Raw genomic sequence first — 20,096 nt, 5'->3', positions numbered from 1 at the left:
AGAATAAGCTTTTCTCATCATAAGTTCTTACATATTGAACCAATTAATTTTTTTCCTTGAGTATCACAAACAATGGTGAGGAATAGGTGCCAAAGCAACGCCATTATTCTATTTACCAGCTCCCAATATGGCTATAGCCTTGACACTAAGACGATTTAGAAGAAGTATTTTTAATCTTTTCTTGTACAGTTTTTATCCACATGCCAATCACACTTATTTTATGGACAAGCCAATAGTTTTTCTTGATTCAACAAGAGATTTGAAATGACAGAATCCTAAGCTATTCAAAACTCTTAATTCAATATAAATAACAATATATTATCTTTATAAATCAACAAATTGCGTTAAATTTAATAAAAGAATAAAAATGCTTCTTATAAATAGCCTCAAATTCAAGCGCTATCATAACATTGGAGACTTGCTTATTACTTCACAGGCGCTACAAGTAAATTTTACTCTGAATATTCTTCTATATAAAATTGTACATACCTTACCATCCTATAAACGAACGTGTTTTACAATACAACAAGATAACTTTTTTCAATTAAGATGGACAGGTAAACGGATAAGACACACTTCATTTCATGCAATACGAAATACTATCAATCTTTGGAGAACTGCAACTACTCCTTTACACAAAGCAAAGTTTTACGAAACGATGCTCTTTAGTTTAATGCATTTCTCATTTTTTATATTGAACTTTTTATCTTTTTATGCTCTTAGAATTGCATTTGCTTTAATTACTATTCTTACGTTTAATAACACGTAATAATCAGGCAATAACGCGCATAATGAAAATACTTTAAAAATTTTCCTTTAATAGCCTCTGATATTTAGTCCACGTTAAATAGTTTCTCTTGTAAATTTTTCAATCAAGGGAATAAAAATATCGAGGGTAGATAAATACATTGCGTATTACAAAAGCCTTCTGTCACCTGCGTTTATTCTACTCAATAACAATTCATTCCCTTCGACAACCGAAAAAATGACATTGCCTTATCACACCACAAAAAATTTTCTTTCCAACAATTTTACAACAACAATTCCCTGATTGAGATTTTCAGAAACCTTCCTAACGCCATCCACAGCTCTTTAATTGCTGTTCATAGAGCTTCGCTATTCTTGCCATACGCTGTGCTGCCTGTGAAAGTGCAAGAGGAATATGCCCCCCATTACGTGCATAAGCACCATGTCCTAGATGATAATTTAAATAAAGGCTATATGCATCATCAAACCTTACACCATTGCGTTGAACACTTTGGTGATGGTACCAAGCAACAAAATCAGCAGAATCTGCGAAATTCGTACGCCATGCAAAAGACTTACCTGTGGAACGTAGATACATTGCCCATGTACTATCAAGCGCTTGAGAATAACCATAAGCTGTTGATCGACGCTTCCATGGAATAAAACCAAGGAGTTTTTTGCGTGGAGGATGTGCATTGTGACGAAAGCTCGATTCCATATTAATGGTTGCAAGAATAATAGGCATAGGAATCCCATAGCGCATTTCTGCTCTTTTTGAAGCCTTTCTCCAATTATCAAAAAAACCATTTTTTTGTGCTAACAGAATACAAGCATTATTTGTGTGGATAGGGGTAGTGGTAGCACATCCCCCTAGCAGAAACACCAATGCCCCTAAAAACAAAAGGTGCCGCATATTCTCTATGCCTCTCATTTAAGAAATAAACCAGAATGAAGATACTAAAAAATTATTACCAATCAATAAAGAACATGATCTAATTCGCGATATTTAGGCAACATATTGATTTACATATATAATATAGTATTATTCATATTGAATGAGAGTCCCGAATAACGTAAAATTCTCTTATTTCAAACCTACTTATTTTTAATCAATCAAAACCACTCTACTTGCACACCACAAGCGGGATGGGGGTATGGATCAAATTTGTATAAGAAAGGACTAAAAATGACTCTTATGAGCCGTGGTAATGCAAGAGTTATTGCATCATTTAGAAGCTTTCTTTGCTTTATTCCTCATCAACTAAATGCAATGGTTGCGATTGAATAGCGGATGTTGTCATTTTTGTTGGTTCAGAGTAATTTTCTTTTAGTTCGAAAGTTTCAATACGATTTGCCCGTTTCATAATTTTTGATGATGATATTAAAATTCTTTCGATATCTTCACCTGCCTTGTAAAAGTGCTTTTGTAACGCGCGAACGCGCGTATCCATTTTTCCAAAATCTTCCATTAATTTTGCCACTTCTGATTGAATTAAATGTGCTTGTTCACGCATCCGTGCATCTTTCAGAATGGTTTGTACAACTTGGACAGATAGCATCAACAAAGACGGTGAAACAATAATTACATGAGCTCTATTGGCTTTTTGTACTAATGGCTCAAAATCCTCATAAATTGTTGCAAAAATCGATTCCGACGGCACAAAAAGAAAAGCGGTGTCATGGGTTTCTCCAGGAATCAAATATTTTTGTGCAATATCCCGGATATGGACTTCCATATCGGTACGAAATTGGCGCTCTGCCTCTCGGCGTTCTTGCACTAATGCTGCTTTACGCATAGCATTCCAAGCCTCCAGAGGGAATTTAGCATCAATAACAAGAGAGGGTGCTTTATTGGGCATATGAATGAGACAGTCCGGACGTTTTCCATTGGAAAGAATCGCCTGAAAAACGTAGGCATTAGCTGGTAAGGCATCAGCAATAATTGCTTCCATCCGCCCCTGACCAAAGGTACCACGTGTCTGTTTATTGCTTAAAATAGATTGCAACTGAACAACTTGTCCCGTAAGCAATTGAATATTATTCTGTGCCGCATCTATCACTGCTAAACGCTCTTGCAAACGATTCAAATTTTCATAAGTGGATTTAGTCTGTACCTGAAGTGTTTGACCTAAACTTGTTGTCATACCATTGAGTTGCTCGCTGAGTGATTTATTTAATTCAGCCTGCCGTTGACCAAAAATTTCCGCCATCGTTTGCATTCGTCCTTGCATTTCAGCTTGTGTCTTCAATAAAGTAGCTATCTGCATTTGTGTCTCACGCACGCATTCAGCAGTTTCATTTGCCAAAAATGCCTTTTTTCGGTAAGAATGTATCAGCATAAAAAATACCAAACAGACCAGTATAAATAAAAGTAAAATTACGGGTGTAGAGCAAAACTCACCAATGAGGATAGAAAAAAAAGAATCAAACATAAATAGTAATATAACGCTCTCATCGTAAAAAAATGCAAGAATTCGTTATTCAATATTGACCAATAAAAAACCATTGATTAATCTCTCCTTATGTCAATAAGATCTTTAGTTACTTTACCTGATCCAATTTTACGGGAAATGTCTAAACCCGTTGAGCAGGTTGATTCAGCTCTCCAAAAACTCGCGGATGATATGTTGGAGACTATGTATAATGCTAAAGGCGTTGGTCTTGCTGCTATTCAAATTGGTGTACCACTACGTATATTGGTTATGGATGTCGCTAGAAATCACGAAGATGAGCAAAAAAAACCACTTGTTGTCATCAACCCTGAAATTTTATGGCTTTCAGATGAGCGTAATATTTACAAAGAAGGTTGTCTTTCTATTCCTGGCTATTTTGTAGAAGTTGAACGCCCTAAACGCCTTCGCATTCGCTATCAAGATCGCGGAGGAAAACAGATAGAAATTGAGGCAGATGATCTTTTGGCAACTTGTTTACAGCATGAAATTGATCATTTAAATGGGTGTCTTTTTATTGATTACATTTCAAAAGTTAAACGTGATATGGTGATGCGAAAATTTAAAAAACGCGCAAAAGAAAAAAACACACAGGAAGCAGTTTTGTAATGGCATTACGATTAAGTTTTATGGGAACACCAGATTTTTCTGTTCCCATTTTACATGCTTTATTGGATGCGGGTCATAATGTTGTCGCTGTTTATAGCCAGCCTCCTCGTCCAGCAGGACGTCGGGGGCTTAAATTAATTCCTTCAGCTGTTCACAACGCAGCAAAAGAAAAATCTATTCCTATCTTTACGCCTCAAACACTCAAAACAGCCGAACAACAAGAGAAGTTTTCAGCACTTTCTGTTGATGCTGCTATTGTTGCGGCTTATGGACTCTTGTTACCCAAAACTATTCTCGAAATACCGCGTTTTGGTTGTTTAAATGCCCACGCTTCTCTCTTACCACGTTGGCGTGGTGCTGCACCTATTCAACGAGCAATTATGGCTGGTGATAAGGAAACAGGAATAATGATTATGAAAATGGAAGAAGGTCTTGATACGGGGCCTATCGCTCTTTCTCGCTCTATCCCCATTACTGATAAAAGCACGACTGCTGAGCTTTCCAAAAAACTTTCCCATATAGCCGCAGAACTTATGATAGAAGCTTTATCAACTCTTGAAAAAGGGCAACTTAAACTAACCCCACAATCAAAGGAAGGCATAACCTATGCTGCCAAAATTAAAAAAGAAGAAACTCGCATTGATTGGACAAAACCTGCAGAATTTATTCATAGGCATATTCGCGCGCTCTCTCCTTCTCCTAGTTGTTGGTGCAATATGAATATTGGTGGTCGAGAAGAACGCGTAAAAATTCTTGAAAGTCGCTTAACAACAGGGCCTTCTCTTAAAACTGGTCAAATAGAACCAAATTCTTTGATTATCCATTGCGGACAAGGGCGCCTTGAAATCACCCATCTCCAAAGATCTGGCGGTAAAATTCTTGATAGCTCAACCTTTTTGCGAGGTGCTTATATTTCTGCTGTTTTTTAATATGCCACGGTTTAAACTCACTCTTGAATATGATGGCTCAAATTATGCTGGTTGGCAACGCCAAGAAAAACTCCCAACTATACAAGGAGCTCTTGAACAGGCTATCTTTTTCTTTAGTGGACAACAATTAACCATAACAACAGCAGGACGAACGGATGCAGGGGTGCATGCGACAGGGCAAGTTGCCCATGTTGATTTCATGAAAAACTGGCACTCTCACACTGTACGTGATGCGCTCAATGCTCTTTTACGTAAACAGGGAGAAGCAATTTCAATCTTAAACGTACAAAATGTCCCTGATAACTTTGATGCACGATTTTCTGCAATCAAACGCCACTATCTTTTTAAAATTCTCAATCGCCGTTCTCCACCAGCTCTAAATGTTAAACGTGTCTGGTGGATACCAAAGCCTCTTAATGCTGAAGCCATGCATGAAGCCGCGCAAAAGCTTGTCGGACAACATGATTTTACAACTTTTCGTTCAACACATTGCCAAGCCAAAAGCCCTATTCGTACCCTTGAACGCCTCGATGTTCAAAGAGAAGGAGAAGAAATCTTCCTTTATGCGCAAGCTCGTTCTTTTCTTCATCATCAAATCCGTTCATTCGCAGGAAGCCTTATGGAAGTAGGTATTGGACATTGGACAACTCAAGATCTTGAAGCAGCTCTTCAGGCTAAAGATCGTAAACGTTGTGGTGTCGTTGCTCCTCCTTCAGGGCTCTATTTAACTAAAGTGGAGTATTAATTACCCTTAAAAAGTTAATATCTCAAAAGCTGTTAAGTCAGCTTATAAAAAGAACGAATCTCTTCAAAAGCTTCTACTGCTGTATTAACAAATTTCACAAAATTAACATCAGTAGGAGAGATTGTGCCTTGTGTAGACAAATACTCAAAATTGATAGCATTGCTCCAAAATTCTTTGCCAAATAATAAAATTGGTACCTGCTTCATACACCCCGTCTGTACTAAAGTTAATGTCTCAAACAGCTCATCCAGAGTCCCAAATCCTCCAGGAAAAATAGCTAATGCTTTTGCTCGTACTAAAAAATGCATTTTTCGCATACCCAAATAATGAAAATTAAAACACAAATGCGGCGACACATACGAATTAGGCTCTTGTTCATGCGGTAAAATAACATTTAAGCCAATCGTTGGAGCACCAATATCACAAGCACCACGATTTCCCGCCTCCATAATCCCTGGTCCTCCCCCGGTAACAACCACAAATTCACGATATTCTGTCGTTGCAGAATAAAGTGAACACAAACGTGCAAACTCTCTTGCTTCATCGTAATAATGTGACATAGCACGCAAATTTCGCTTTTGTGTTTTATTTTTTGCAGCCCACGCTGCTTGCCCAGGTTCAGGAATACGTGCACCACCAAACAAAACAACTGTTGATTGAATATTATATTCTTTAAATATTATTTCCGGCTTTAAAAATTCAAGACTAATACGTTGTGAGCGTAGCTCTGGACGCATCATAAACTCTTGATCGATATATGCTAAACGATAAGCAGCCGAATGCTTTTGGGCTGAATTAGAGCCTTTATGTATTTGTTGTAGATTATCCTTTGTATGGAGAAGTAGAGTCCTTTTTTCCTGCTTCCCTTTTCTTTTTTCTTTACAGCTTTTTTTCATGCATTTGTCCTACCTCTTTATCGTTTTATTGACTGAAAACACTTCTTCGCCTAAATCATAGAGAATAAATCTTGAAGCTTTCAACTTGTTTAACGGAACTATGTTCATGATCAATCTCTCACAACTTGAAATCATTATCGAAAAAGCATTTGATGATCGCGATTCTATCAATACTACCACAAAAGGCAAAATCCGTGAGAGTGTCGAACACGTATTGAACCTTCTTGATAAGGGTGAAATTCGTGTTGCAGAACGACAAAAAAATGGACAATGGCATATTCATCAATGGTTGAAAAAAGCTGTTTTGCTCTCTTTTCAGCTTAATCCTATGCAAATTATTTCGGGTGGCGTAAATGGAACACATTGGTGGGATAAAGTTCCTTCAAAATTTTCTAGTTGGCAAGAAGGAGATTTTAAAAGCGCTAATTTCCGGTCTGTCCCTGGAGCCCTTGTGCGTCATTCTGCTTATATTGCACCACATGTTGTGTTGATGCCATCCTTCGTAAATCTTGGCGCCTTTGTTGATGAAGGAACAATGGTTGACACATGGACTACCGTTGGTTCTTGTGCACAAATTGGTAAACATGTTCATCTTTCTGGCGGTGTTGGTATTGGAGGTGTTTTGGAACCTCTGCAAGCAAATCCAACAATCATTGAAGATCATTGCTTTATCGGTGCTCGCTCTGAAATTGTTGAAGGCTGTATTATTCGGGAAGGCGCTGTTTTAGGAATGGGAGTCTTTATTGGAAAATCTACAAAGATTATTGACCGAACAACAGGTGAAATTTTTATCGGTGAAGTACCAGCCTATTCAGTGGTTGTGCCAGGTTCTCTCCCTGGGAAACCATTACCAAATGGTGAAGCAGGCCCAAACCTTTATTGTGCCGTTATAGTAAAACGCGTTGATCAAAAAACACGTGAGAAGACATCCATTAATGATCTTTTACGTGATTAGAAATAATATTGATTCATATTGATAATTCATCGTCTTAACTTGAATAATAACATCAAATACAGGGATTCTTTCACATTGAATCAATCACTATCATTCCTGCATGTCACAAACGCTGTTAATGTATGCGTAAAAAACACTTTAAGAAAAGAACAAAAATGTCTTTAATGAATTCTCTCAAGAACCAAAGGCTATCATAACGTTTCAAACTAGCCAAGAGAGAGAGAATGATGATAACCCTTGCATCTTTATGATGTGTAAAGATGGTAGAGCATGTAATTTATAGTGGGTTTTATGTTATATTTCTCACGATCCCCAGTGTAAAATGAAGCTTGATACATTGAGAAATATTCCTTTGAAATAAGTGCATAAGTATGCAATACAAACGTATTTTGTTTAAAGTGCTTTGTTTACGTAAGAAATGTGGGATTATTACGTAATATATAAAAGCGTGTAACCCTTACAATTTGCATTAAAAAGTATTCTTAAAAACTGAACTAATCGATAAAAGCAAAGCGTAATTAATGAGGAGAAATTCCCTTTTTTCTATTATTTATTCATTTTGAGTGCTTGAATAAAAGCTGATTGAGGAATTTCTACCTTTCCAAATTGACGCATTCGTTTTTTTCCTTCCTTTTGCTTTTCCAAAAGTTTGCGTTTACGCGTTACATCTCCCCCGTAACATTTCGCTGTTACATCTTTACGCAAAGCACGAATCGTTTCACGCGCGATAATTTTACCCCCAATAGCCGCTTGAACTGGAATCTGAAACATATGCTGAGGAATAAGATCTTTTAGTTTTTCGCACATTGAACGCCCACGCTTTTCTGCAATTATGCGGTGCACAAGCATTGACAAGGCATCAATAGGCTCGCCATTCACCAAAATAGTCATTTTAACTAAATCTCCTTCTGCATAATCCGTCATGTGATAATCAAAAGAAGCATAACCTTTTGAAATCGATTTTAAACGATCATAAAAGTCAAAAACAACTTCATTCAGTGGTAAATCATACGTTACCATAGCACGCGTTCCAACATAAGATAAACCAACCTGGATCCCACGCCGCTCTTGGCACAATTCTAAAATTGATCCAAGATAATTATCAGGAGTCATGATTGTCGCCTGGATCCATGGTTCCTCGATGGAAGAAATTTTAACCACATCAGGCATATCTGCTGGATTGTGCAACTCTTTAACAGAACCATCATTCATATTCATGCGATAAACAACCGAAGGTGCTGTTGCAATTAAATCCAAATTAAACTCGCGCTCTAACCTTTCTTGAATAATCTCAAGATGAAGAAGCCCCAAAAAACCACAACGAAAACCAAAACCCAAAGCTGCCGATGTTTCTATTTCAAAAGTAAAACTTGCATCATTTAAGCGTAATTTACCCATGGCCGCACGCAAATCATCAAAATCAGCAGCATCAATTGGAAAAAGTCCACAAAAAACAACCGGTTGCGCAGGTTTAAAACCAGGCAAAGCATTTTCACAAGGACGACGCTCTTCCGTAATTGTATCGCCAACCCGTGTATCTGCTACCTCTTTGATCGAAGCAGTGATAAAACCAATCTCACCTGGTCCTAATTCATCAACCTGAACCATTTTAGGTGTAAACACACCAACGCGTTCCACTGGATATTTTGCCCCTGTCCCCATCATACGAATGATTTGACCTTTTTTTAAAATACCATCTATTACTCGTACCAAAACAATGACGCCAAGATATGCATCATACCAGCTATCAACCAACATTGCTTTTAAGGGATTTGCAACATCACCCACGCGTGGAGGAGGCAATTGCGTAACAATTGCCTCCAAAACATCAAGAACACCAAAACCTGTTTTTGCTGATATTTCCACTGCTTCAGATGTATCAATGCCTATCACATCTTCAATTTGTTCTTTAATACGCTCAGGTTCTGCTGCTGGAAGATCAACCTTATTGAGCACAACAACCAACTCATGAGAATTATCAATGGCTTGATAAACGTTTGCTAACGTCTGCGCCTCTACGCCTTGACTCGCATCCACCACCAACAAAGAACCTTCACAAGCTGCCAACGAACGCGAAACCTCATAAGAAAAATCCACATGACCAGGTGTATCCATAAGATTTAAAATATAGGTCTCATCATTCTTTGCTTTATAATGCAACCGTACCGTTTGTGCTTTAATAGTAATCCCGCGTTCACGCTCAATATCCATGGAATCGAGCACTTGTTCTTTCATTTCACGGGTTTCAAGCCCACCTGTCATTTGAATCAAACGATCAGCTAAAGTGGACTTTCCGTGATCAATATGTGCCACGATGGAAAAATTACGAATATAATTACGATTTATTGTCATATAAGGCGATTTAGCAAAGAATAATACAAAACGCAAAGACCAATTATGCTTCAGCTCTTTGCAAGAAAAGATAAATCAAAAGAGCTTTTCAAAATATAACTTCTCATAGTCTAAAAAATGAGGCTTTTGTTTGCTCAATTAAATATAATAAGGTACTAAAAAGATCTTTTCACATCTCGTTTAATGACTTATATGCAGACCCAACGCGATGAGTGTATATATTATTTAGGCGTTCAATGAAATTCACAAGAAATGTTTTTTTATTTTTACGAAATAATCTGCAATCTTATATAAAATAAAATGGATATCGGGGGAGATAATTTTCTTCTCAATGTTTAAAACTTTTAAAATATGTCCTCTTAAACAGAAATTTTATGTACTTTCTGTCAACTCCTTTTTTTCATTAAAGGTAAAAAAGACTAATCCTCTTCGATTCGCGGAATTATGCACCAATTTATAATGATTGCTTAGTGTTTTGCAATTTAAATGAAACCCTTGAATATCATAAGCCTCACTCATCTTAAACTTGTTCATAGTGAGTCAATAATTTTTTTACGCATTACAAATAGGGCTAGCGTGTAGATAAAATCGTTTAAGAAATAAGTAAAAATGCCTCCTGTAAACTCTTTCAAATACCAAAGGTTGTCATAATATTAGAAACTAATAAAAAATAATACATCTTTTATTCTAAGTAAACATGGCTATGGCTTTACGCAGACTCTCAATGAGTAATGGCATACATTAAGAAAACGTATCAATATACAACATTAGGAAGCTGCTTTGAGCGTTCAATTTTGCGTGACAAGCATAACTCGATTAAAAAATAACATATGATAGTGTATAATTCATTATTCAAAAACATTACCGTAGATGTTTTTGAAAGTTATAATGATTGTAAATATGGACATTGATTTTTACCTATACCGCTAAAGTTGTCTTTCCGTTAATGAAAACTCCAAATGCGTAGCTAATCAATTTTTCTATGTTTTTTACGCCATTGTGAAGATTGTAATTCAGCTACAACGATCCCGATCAAAATAAGTAAACCACCCAATAAAGCTAAAGGGGATAAATGTTCGCCAGCCAAACGTCCAACGATCCCAGCCCATACCGGTTCACCTGCGTAAATGAGTGTTGCACGCGTAGGGGAAATAGACTTTTGTGCCCAATTCATAGCTAATTGAATAATAGCACTCATTAATGCCAATCCTATACCAATACTAAACCATACCCATGAAAATTCAGGAATACTTTCACCTATCAAAAGCATACAAGAAAATGAAAAAAAACCACTAAAAAATAACTGCATAATAGTCACACGTCGGCTATCAACCTTGTTGGCAAAAATTCCGATGAGTATGACTTCTCCAGCAATCGCTAAAGCGCCTAACAAAGTCAAAATTTCACCTTTTGAAAAATCAAGACTTCCCGGTTTTTGTCCTGAAACAAGGACAAGTCCAAGAAAAGCAAAAACAATACCAATCCAACAAGTTAAACGAGGAGGTTTTTTAAAAACAATCCATTGCAAAATTGGAACCATCGGTACATAAAGCGCTGTGATAAAAGCCGACTGACTACTAATAATCGTTTGAAGTCCAGCTGCTTGAAAAGCATAACCTAAAAACATGGCTAAACCAATCGCCATCCCAGCGAAAACTTCATAAACAGTTATACCTTTTATAGAGTGCCAAAAAATTGTTCCACATATAAGAGATGCAACAATAAAACGAAATCCAACAAAAAATAGTGGACCGCTATAGCGTACTGCAATATGAATTACTAAAAATGTAATGCCCCATAATATTGTCGCAGCAAAGATTGCCAATTCTTGCTTACTGAATAAAGGATATTTAAACTGTTTTATATTTGTCATGAAAAGTCTGCTCCTCCAATTTTCCGTACAATTTATGAAACAATAAGCGTTCCACCCCCCTGTTCGGTAAACAGTTCTAGTAAAACAGAATGAGGGGTTTTACCATTTAAAATGGCAACACCTTCCACACCATTTTTAAGAGCTTTCATACAAGTTTCTACTTTTGGAATCATGCCTCCTGAAATTGTCCCATTTTTAATAAATTTCTCAGCTTCAGAAACTGTTAATTCTTTTAAAAGGTTACCCTGTTTATCCAAAACACCAGGAACATCAGTGAGAAATAAAAGACGTTTAGCTTCTAATGCACCAGCAATAGCTCCAGCAAAAATATCAGCATTAATATTATAAGTTTTACCATCGCGTCCTGGAGCCACCGGAGCAAGAACTGGTATCATCTCAGAACATGCTAAAAGATCCAGCAATGTGCGATCAATTTCAATAGGCTCACCAACAAACCCCAAATCTAAAACACGTTCAATATGCGAATCAGGATCAATGATAGTTTTATAAGCCTTTTCGGCAAAAACCATATTGCCATCCTTGCCGCACAACCCTATTGCCCATTCACCTTCAGCATTGATGAGAGCAACTATTTCTTTGTTTATGGAACCCGCTAAAACCATTTCAACCACTTCAACGATCCGCTCATCGGTTACCCGTAAACCATTTTCAAATCGTGATTCAATTCCCATTTTCATTAAAATTTCAGCAATTTGAGGTCCACCACCGTGAACAACAACAGGATTAATCCCCGATTGCTTTAATAGAGCGATATCACGCGCAAATGCTCGCCCCAAGGTAGGATCGCCCATAGCATGGCCACCATATTTTACCACGACCGTTTCACTTTCGTATTTTTGCATATAAGGTAAAGCAGACGATAAAAATGCTGCTTGTTTTTCCAAAACATCTACAGCATCGTTTTTAGCACCATCCATTAATAGAGCCTCCTCATCACTTTTTTCCATCTCTTAATGAAATTTAGGAAAAGTGAAAATAATAAAACAAAGCGTTACTTTATCTATCCCCCTGAAAACCGTCAATTTTCCTTTAAATTACAAAAAAAGAAGAACGAGATGAAACACAAAAACTCCCTTTGAAAATTGACAGCAAAAAATTAAACAAAATAGGTGTAAAAAACATTTTTAGTTTATGATTTTATGTCTAAAATTGAAAAGTAAAATTTTGAAAACTTTCAAGCTACACCTTCCCTTCAACTCACCAGTTGATCCCTATGGAGATTTAACAATGAATAGAAATATATACTACCATTGATTTTGTAAGATAAAAACAGACTCTCTTATAATAATAAAATTAACATATCGCCAAGATAAGAAATCGCTCACCTGCTTTATGGGATATTTCTATAAATGATAATTTTGCTTCTAAAAATTGGCTATTTCTCAATCATTAAACATGAAACAATACCAATTAAATGCTCTTTACGAAGAATTATAATAAATTATTCTTTTATATCGTCAAATCGTAAAAAAGTTTTGCGAAATAATTATATATTTTAACTTTATTATGAATAACTCTTCAAAAGTATCTTCATAAAAGAATAATTTATTATAATTCTTCGTAAAATTTTGCACAATCTTTTATTTTCATGATTTGTTTATTAAACTTTTCTTTCCGCACAACAATAAATGCTTAAGTCATTCAATTTATTCTAGAATTTATAATTCTTTATATTGCTTTAATTATGTTATTGTATGAAATAATCTCCACCTTTTTATTATGCCAAGAAATTCAACTCAACGAATTCCATCGTATCTACTCCCTAGAAGAACCATCGAGGACCTCAAAACATGTTTTGTTACAGCAACTTTAGCATTCAAGACACATAATCTCATTCCACACTTTCTTTGAATATGGATAAGCCCTTTTTAAACTTAAAAATTAAGACTCATCCATAAAACTCATGAAACGTAAAAACCATCAGCAGCGGGAGATTATTTTAAATCATCCGTCTCTTTCTTTATTTTTTCAAGGAAAAATGCTTTCCAAAGATGATGAAATAATAGAAAGCTTAATAGAAATAATTTTCCCAAAATCCTTTCTAATTTATTCTGAGAACATTCATATACTTTAACTAGAAATATTTTCAAAAAATTCTTTCATACGTGAAAAAAAACCATGTGACTGCGGTGAATTTTCATGATTTGAGAGTTTTTCAAATTTTTGCAACAGCTCACGTTGCTCTTGCGTTAATTTCTGCGGAGTCTCAATTGTGATATGAATATAAAGATCACCCCTTACTTGCTGACGACGCAACATAGGCATACCTTTGCCTTTAAGGCGAAATTGACGTCCATTTTGCGTCCCTTCTGGTATCTTAACACGTGCTTTAACACCATCAAGGTTAGAAACTTCAAACTCTCCTCCTAAAGCAGCTGTTACCATTGAAATAGGAACGCAACAGTGAAGATCCGCTCCTTCTCGCTGAAAAAATTCATGCGGCTTAACAGAAAGGAAAATATAAAGATCACCATTGGGACCACCACAAATACCAGCATCACCCTCACCAGAAAGACGAATACGTGTCCCATCTTCAATACCAGCAGGAACATTTACACTCAATAAACGTTTTTTCTCTATACGTCGTTTTCCTTGACATTTGGGGCATGGATCCGTAATAGTTTCACCACGTCCATGACATGTAAGACATGTTCGTTCAATAGAAAAGAAGCCTTGTGCAGCACGCACGCGACCAGATCCGTGACATGTTCCACAAACTTGCGGCTTAGAGCCCTTTTTCGCTCCTAATCCTTCACAAACATCGCACATGACGGAACTGGGAATATTAATCTCTGCAGTTTTTCCTGAAAATGCCTCTTCTAAAGTCACTTCCATATTATAACTCAAATCTGCACCACGTTCGCGACTATCACCACGCTTACGGTGCGCGCCCCCCATAATTTCACCAAAAAAATCTTCAAAAATATCAGCAAATCCACCACCTGCAGCAAAACCGCTAAAAGGATGTGCTCCCCCTTGACCACCGCTATTTTCAAAAGCCGCATGACCAAATCGATCGTAAGCAGCGCGCTTTTGAGGATCTTTAAGAATTTCATAGGCTTCACCAATTTCCTTGAATTTTCGCTCTGCCTCTTTATTCCCTGGGTTGCGATCAGGATGATATTGCATTGCCAACTTACGAAAAGCAGATTTCAACTTTTTATCATCACATTCACGAGTCACGCCAAGAATTTCATAATAGTCAACCTTCATCATGTATTCCTGATAATTTCTCTGTCATCCATCTTTATGAATAATATTGCTTTTTAATTTATATTTTTAGCAACAAAGTTGCAACTCACTCAAATAATAAAGCCCAGCCTTATATTTCAAAGACTGGGTTATAACTTAATCAACACATATGCTGACACTATTTCTTCTTATCATTAACTTCTTCAAAATCAGCATCGACAACATCATCATTCTTTGTATCGGTTTCAGTTTCTGCAGTCGCTGCCTGTGACGCTTCATACATAGCCTGTCCAAGTTTCATACTGACCTCTGCTAATTTTTGCATCTTTGTTGTTACTTCTTCAATATCAGTGCCTTCAAGCGCAGACTTCAAATCAGACATTGCTGTCTCAATCTGTGCCTTTTCTTCAGTTGATATTTTATCGCCATATTCATTGAGTGACTTTTCAGTTGAATGAATAAGGGCTTCAGCTTGATTCCTAGTTTCAACACCTTCACGGCGTTTTTTATCCTCAGCAGCATGCTCTTCCGCATCCTGTATCATTTTTTCAATATCAGAATCACTTAAACCACCGGATGCCTGAATGCGAATTTGATGCTCTTTGCCAGTTCCCTTATCCTTAGCTGAAACATTAACAATACCATTCGCATCAATATCAAAAGTAACTTCAATTTGTGGTATACCACGTGGTGCTGGTGGAATACCAACAAGATCAAACTGAGCCAATAACTTATTATCACTTGCCATTTCCCGTTCACCTTGGAAAACACGAATAGTTACAGCACTCTGATTATCATCAGCTGTCGAAAAAACTTGCGATTTTTTCGTTGGGATAGTGGTATTGCGCTCGATGAGACGTGTGAAAACTCCACCTAAGGTTTCAATACCCAAGGATAAAGGTGTTACATCTAGCAGCAATACGTCTTTGACATCACCTTGCAAGACACCTCCTTGGATAGCAGCACCCATTGCGACTACTTCATCAGGATTAACGCCTTTGTGCGGATCCTTGCCAAAGAAGCTCTGTACAACTTCCTGAATCTTAGGCATACGTGTCATACCACCCACTAAAACAACTTCATCAATCTCTCCAGCCTTTAATCCAGCATCTTTCAATGCAGCTTTACAAGGTTCGATAGTACGCTGTACTAAATCATCAACGAGAGATTCAAATTTTGCCCGAGTCAATTTCATTGTTAAATGCTTGGGACCCGATTGATCTGCCGTGATAAATGGTAAATTAATTTCCGTTTGTTGTGATGAAGAAAGCTCTATCTTCGCTTTTTCTGCTGCTTCTTTTAAGCGTTGTAAAGCTAATTTATCATTTTTCAGATCAATTCCTTGCTCTTTTTTGAATTCATCTGCAAAATAACCAACCAAGCGCATATCAAAATCTTCACCACCTAAAAACGTATCACCATTGGTTGATTTAACTTCAAAAACACCATCTCCAATTTCAAGGACTGAAATATCAAATGTACCACCACCAAGATCATAAACAGCTATTGTTTTTCCGTCTTTTTTGTCCAAACCATAAGCTAAAGCAGCAGCAGTTGGCTCATTAATAATCCGTAAAACTTCAAGTCCAGCAATTTTGCCTGCATCTTTAGTAGCTTGACGTTGTGCATCATTAAAATAAGCAGGAACAGTAATAACCGCTTGTTCAACTTTCTCGCCAAGATAAGATTCTGCTGTTTCCTTCATCTTTTGCAAAATCATAGCTGAAATTTGCGATGGAGAATATTTTTTACCTGCTTCTTCAACCCATGCATCACCATTGTCACCTTTAACAATTTTATAAGGCACAAGTGCCTTATCTTTTTCAACCATAGGATCATCAAAACGACGCCCTATCAAACGTTTAACTGCAAAAACTGTTCCTTCAGGATTTGTTACTGCCTGCCGTTTAGCAGGCTGCCCAACAAGTCGTTCCCCCCCATCAGTAAAAGCAACAACGGAAGGTGTTGTTCGTGCCCCTTCTGAGTTTTCTATAACCTTTGCGTTTTTGCCATCCATAACAGCCACACAAGAGTTTGTTGTTCCCAAATCAATACCAATTACTTTTGCCATATTATAATCTCCATTCAGCAAGCTACCTCAACCTTCATAAAGCATCTTTTTAAGACAGCTCCTCATAACATTCAAAGCCAGTATACCGTGCTTTAAGCAACATAAAATAATAATAAACCGCAAGTCGCAACAAGCCTTGCTGCCTCGTATATAAGAACAGGCTTTTATTGCTACAAGAGAATAATGAGAGAAACATCGCTAAAATAAAAAAATTCTTTTAAAACAGGCACCCTAATGATCCATAAATACCAGATTTATGAAATAACTTGAAATCATAATCCATTTTTTTTGCAATTCTCAATAAATATACCTGTCGATAAAAATTAAAAAAATAAAAAAGAGTGATTGCACACCTGTTCTCGATCGCTCATCATTAATAAAAAAATACTCATGTAAAAGCTTTTAAAAAACAACACTTAAAAGCGGATAACCCGTATCACAAATATTATAACCCTTCTTTAGACTAAAAGAATCGTCATAGTCTTATGAAGCTATTTTTTATTAGACTCCTTCATGGTATTAAACTGCGCTTTTCCAAATGCTCATATCAGGAAAGGTATTATCTATCGATCTCCTCTCACAATTCCCCTTCCAATGGCCTCATTGTTCACTGCTTTCAAAAACTGTGCTTTTTAAACTCACAAGAAGCGTTTTTTTACTTGTATAATTCTAAAATTTGAAATTACCTCTATATAAACGTTTTAAAGTGCTAAAAATTATTGTAACATTAAAAGTTGGTAAAGTATGACAGTTCTGTGTTATATCTTAGTAAGTAAAATAGTGGCGCACCATAGATTTTATACTATTTACAAAGGTATTATAAAATGAACAGAGAAACGTTGAGAGATGTTTTATTGTTGTAAACTTTACTGTTTTCCCTTAAAGTCTACAAATCCTATGCTTGCTCTTCATATTCAAATCGATTCAGTTCAGCAATTCTTTCTTTTATTTTAAATAAAAACTCTGCTAAACTAAAAAAACATTCAAAGTGTGAATCTTATGAAGGAGGGCAAATCAATGATGACATCTATTATTAAGAAAATAATAAATCTCATCTTCAAGCATACAATATATGCACAATATCCATACAAAAGGGTTATCAAAAATGTCGTGTGGGCTCTTCTTTTTGCTGGTACAGCCTTTCCAGCAGATGCTCAGCAATATAAACTTGGCGACATAGAAATTCTCAATCCCTGGACACGCGAAACACCTAGAGGCATAAAAGTTGGTAGCGGTTATCTTTACATTATTAATCACAGTAACACCCCAGATCGTTTAGTTTCTATTTCCACAAATGGGGTAAAAACAACAGAGATCCACTCTATAGCAGTTGTTAATGATATTATGAAAATGGAAAAAATGCATAATGGCATTGAAATTCCAGGAAATGGTGAAATTACACTTAAGCCTGGAGGTGATCATATCATGTTTATGGGACTTTCACAACCATTCAAGCTAGGTGATAAAATTAGCGCAAAATTGACATTTGAGAAAGCAGGAACCATTAATGTTGATTTCTCTGTAAACGCTATAAAAGCAATATCACCTTCTAAGCCCACTTCTGTTCATTAAACTCTCTTTATTATAAACACATATTATAAAATAAGAAGCGTGAAAATTTTTTACGCTTCTTATTTTTTTAATGCCAACGGTAAAAATTATCTCTTTTGGTGAATTAAGTATGATCAATTTCAGGGATACGCAAAACTTGTCCAGAATAAATTTTATCAGGAGACTTTAGCATTGGCTTATTAGCTTCAAAAATAAATGTGCTTTTATCACCTTGCCCTTTTCCATAAACTTCTTCAGCAATTTTCCAAAGATTGTCACCAGATTTAACCTCATAAAAGCGAGAAGTTTTTCCAGGCGTAGTATCATCTACAACCTTTAATTGATCAACATCTACAGAAGCGATACCTTGTGAATTTCCAACAACTAGAAGTGCTTTTTCAAGTGTTTCTCTATCTGGAACCTCACCGCTTAAAATAGCTTTACCGTCTTTAACTTGAATATTTACTTTTTCTGTATCGAGTTGAAAATGATCAAATACTGCCTTAAAGTCTTTTTCCTTTGGTTCATGATCTCCAATACCCAACTTTTCTCCTACAGTTTTAATAAAATTAAAAAATCCCATTATGACCTCCTTTCGTGTAATAGAAACAAATTTTTGTGCATATTTTGTTCATATATTGCCACATTCTTTTCTTTGCTCTTAAAACACATAGGCGGATTCCCTAAACTTCAACAATTAAAACTAAACTTGTTCAATTATGGAACAAATACGATAGTAAACTTTGCAATAAACTTTGATAAAAAAGCCTTTATGAAAATTTTCTCTCAAACGAAAGGATCTTAATAAACATAGAAACATTATAAATTATGAAAACAAAACAAGATTTTACAGGAATGATAACAGAGTTTTTCCTTTGCTACAATTTGTATCATATTTGTTTTGCAAAAAAAATGTGAACTCCCATATAAATAAGTGTGGGTAATTTGCTACCACAGCAATAGAAAGGTCTAAGAAACCATGAAAGATACACCAACAATCACACAAACGATTGTACTTGTTGATGATGACCGCAATATCTTGACATCTTTGTCTTTTGCGCTTGAGACAGAAGGATATCGGGTTGAAAGCTATACAGATGGAGCATCTGCACTTAAGGGTCTCACACTTCACCCCCCACACTTAGCTATTTTTGATATTAAAATGCCCCGAATGGATGGGATGGAGCTTTTACGCCGTTTGCGTCAAAAATCTGATCTTCCAGTTATTTTTCTTACCTCTAAAGACGATGAAATTGATGAATTATTTGGTCTCAAAATGGGAGCTGATGATTTTATCACTAAACCTTTCTCACAACGTCTTCTCATTGAACGTGTGAAAGCTATTTTGCGCCGTTCCAATGCACGTAACCAACCACTTTCTGCAGGAGCTTCTTCCACCTCTTCTCTCAAACGTGGAGATCTTGTGATGGATCAAGAACGACACACCTGTACATGGAAAGATAAACCTGTTATTTTAACTGTTACAGAATTTTTGATTCTGCAGACTTTAGCACAAAGACCGGGGGTTGTAAAAAGTCGTGATGCTTTAATGGATGCGGCCTATAGTGATCAAGTCTACGTAGATGATCGCACCATTGATAGTCATATTAAACGTCTGCGTAAAAAGTTTAAACAAGTGGATGATGATTTTGCAATGATTGAAACACTTTATGGTGTAGGTTATCGTTTTCATGAGGTATAAAAC

15 protein-coding genes are annotated in these 20,096 nt (G+C 36.3%); 6 read left to right on the top strand and 9 right to left on the bottom strand.

All coding sequences use genetic code 11. The annotated features are described in order from the left end of the window. Positions 1-1,072: 1,072 nt before the first annotated feature. On the bottom strand, positions 1,073-1,660 hold the full coding sequence (locus GGR08_RS01115) for a transglycosylase SLT domain-containing protein (protein ID WP_183193576.1): 588 nt from the start codon (positions 1,658-1,660) through the stop codon (positions 1,073-1,075). 334 nt (positions 1,661-1,994) lie between these two features. Beyond that, the gene (locus tag GGR08_RS01110; protein ID WP_183193575.1) at positions 1,995-3,179 is read right to left on the bottom strand and encodes a DNA recombination protein RmuC; all 1,185 of its coding nucleotides are present in this window, start codon (positions 3,177-3,179) and stop codon (positions 1,995-1,997) included. A 90-nt stretch (positions 3,180-3,269) separates the two neighbouring features. On the opposite strand from GGR08_RS01110, the gene def reads away from it, so the two are divergent. From def to truA, 3 genes are read left to right on the top strand one after another with little or no spacing between them, the layout of a single operon-like run. Beyond that, entirely contained in the window at positions 3,270-3,806 is a 537-nt protein-coding gene (gene def, locus GGR08_RS01105; protein WP_183193574.1) for a peptide deformylase, read from the top strand. Continuing rightward, the gene (gene fmt / locus GGR08_RS01100; RefSeq protein ID WP_183193573.1) at positions 3,806-4,735 is read left to right on the top strand and encodes a methionyl-tRNA formyltransferase; all 930 of its coding nucleotides are present in this window, start codon (positions 3,806-3,808) and stop codon (positions 4,733-4,735) included. Before def ends, fmt begins: the two co-directional genes overlap by 1 nt. A 1-nt stretch (position 4,736) precedes the next feature. Further along, complete coding sequence (gene truA / locus GGR08_RS01095) at positions 4,737-5,480, top strand: tRNA pseudouridine(38-40) synthase TruA (RefSeq protein WP_183193572.1); 744 nt, start codon at positions 4,737-4,739, stop codon at positions 5,478-5,480. 32 nt (positions 5,481-5,512) lie between these two features. On the opposite strand, the gene GGR08_RS01090 is transcribed toward truA, so the two are convergent. Continuing rightward, complete coding sequence (locus tag GGR08_RS01090) at positions 5,513-6,376, bottom strand: LOG family protein (protein WP_183193571.1); 864 nt, start codon at positions 6,374-6,376, stop codon at positions 5,513-5,515. Between the two features lie 106 nt (positions 6,377-6,482). On the opposite strand from GGR08_RS01090, the gene dapD reads away from it, so the two are divergent. Next, a complete protein-coding gene (gene dapD / locus GGR08_RS01085; protein ID WP_183193570.1) occupies positions 6,483-7,331 on the top strand; it encodes a 2,3,4,5-tetrahydropyridine-2,6-dicarboxylate N-succinyltransferase in 849 nt (282 codons plus the stop codon). A gap of 546 nt (positions 7,332-7,877) precedes the next feature. On the opposite strand, the gene lepA is transcribed toward dapD, so the two are convergent. The 5 genes from lepA to dnaK all read right to left on the bottom strand — a co-directional run bounded on the left by lepA (position 7,878) and on the right by dnaK (position 16,840). Further along, positions 7,878-9,683, bottom strand: coding sequence for a translation elongation factor 4 (lepA, locus tag GGR08_RS01080; protein ID WP_183193569.1), 1,806 nt, complete (start codon positions 9,681-9,683; stop codon positions 7,878-7,880). A 967-nt stretch (positions 9,684-10,650) separates the two neighbouring features. Next, positions 10,651-11,556, bottom strand: a complete 906-nt coding sequence (locus GGR08_RS01075; protein WP_183193568.1) for a DMT family transporter — start codon at positions 11,554-11,556, stop codon at positions 10,651-10,653. Positions 11,557-11,588: 32 nt separating this feature from the next. After that, complete coding sequence (argB, locus tag GGR08_RS01070; protein WP_183193642.1) at positions 11,589-12,494, bottom strand: acetylglutamate kinase; 906 nt, start codon at positions 12,492-12,494, stop codon at positions 11,589-11,591. A gap of 1,153 nt (positions 12,495-13,647) precedes the next feature. Further along, the gene (gene dnaJ, locus GGR08_RS01065; protein ID WP_183193641.1) at positions 13,648-14,790 is read right to left on the bottom strand and encodes a molecular chaperone DnaJ; all 1,143 of its coding nucleotides are present in this window, start codon (positions 14,788-14,790) and stop codon (positions 13,648-13,650) included. Between the two features lie 157 nt (positions 14,791-14,947). Further along, positions 14,948-16,840 (bottom strand): molecular chaperone DnaK, encoded by a 1,893-nt coding sequence (dnaK, locus tag GGR08_RS01060; protein ID WP_183193567.1) that lies wholly within the window; start codon positions 16,838-16,840, stop codon positions 14,948-14,950. 1,017 nt (positions 16,841-17,857) lie between these two features. On the opposite strand from dnaK, the gene GGR08_RS01055 reads away from it, so the two are divergent. Next, positions 17,858-18,412: a copper chaperone PCu(A)C gene (locus GGR08_RS01055; RefSeq protein ID WP_183193566.1), complete on the top strand. Its 555-nt coding sequence runs from the start codon at positions 17,858-17,860 to the stop codon at positions 18,410-18,412. Positions 18,413-18,515: 103 nt separating this feature from the next. Here GGR08_RS01055 and lysM read toward each other — a convergent pair whose 3' ends face one another. Further along, positions 18,516-18,974, bottom strand: coding sequence for a peptidoglycan-binding protein LysM (gene lysM / locus GGR08_RS01050; protein ID WP_183193565.1), 459 nt, complete (start codon positions 18,972-18,974; stop codon positions 18,516-18,518). A 396-nt stretch (positions 18,975-19,370) separates the two neighbouring features. Here lysM and GGR08_RS01045 point away from each other — a divergent pair, with 396 nt between their 5' ends. Further along, positions 19,371-20,093, top strand: coding sequence for a response regulator transcription factor (locus tag GGR08_RS01045; RefSeq protein WP_183193564.1), 723 nt, complete (start codon positions 19,371-19,373; stop codon positions 20,091-20,093). The last annotated feature ends 3 nt before the right edge of the window (positions 20,094-20,096 follow it).

The sequence above is a fragment of the Bartonella fuyuanensis genome (genome assembly GCF_014197255.1).
In the GTDB taxonomy this organism is placed as follows: Bacteria; Pseudomonadota; Alphaproteobacteria; order Rhizobiales; family Rhizobiaceae; genus Bartonella; species Bartonella fuyuanensis.
The sequence above is the reverse complement of the archived record's forward strand: the minus strand, read 5'-3'. Positions and strand labels throughout refer to the sequence as shown.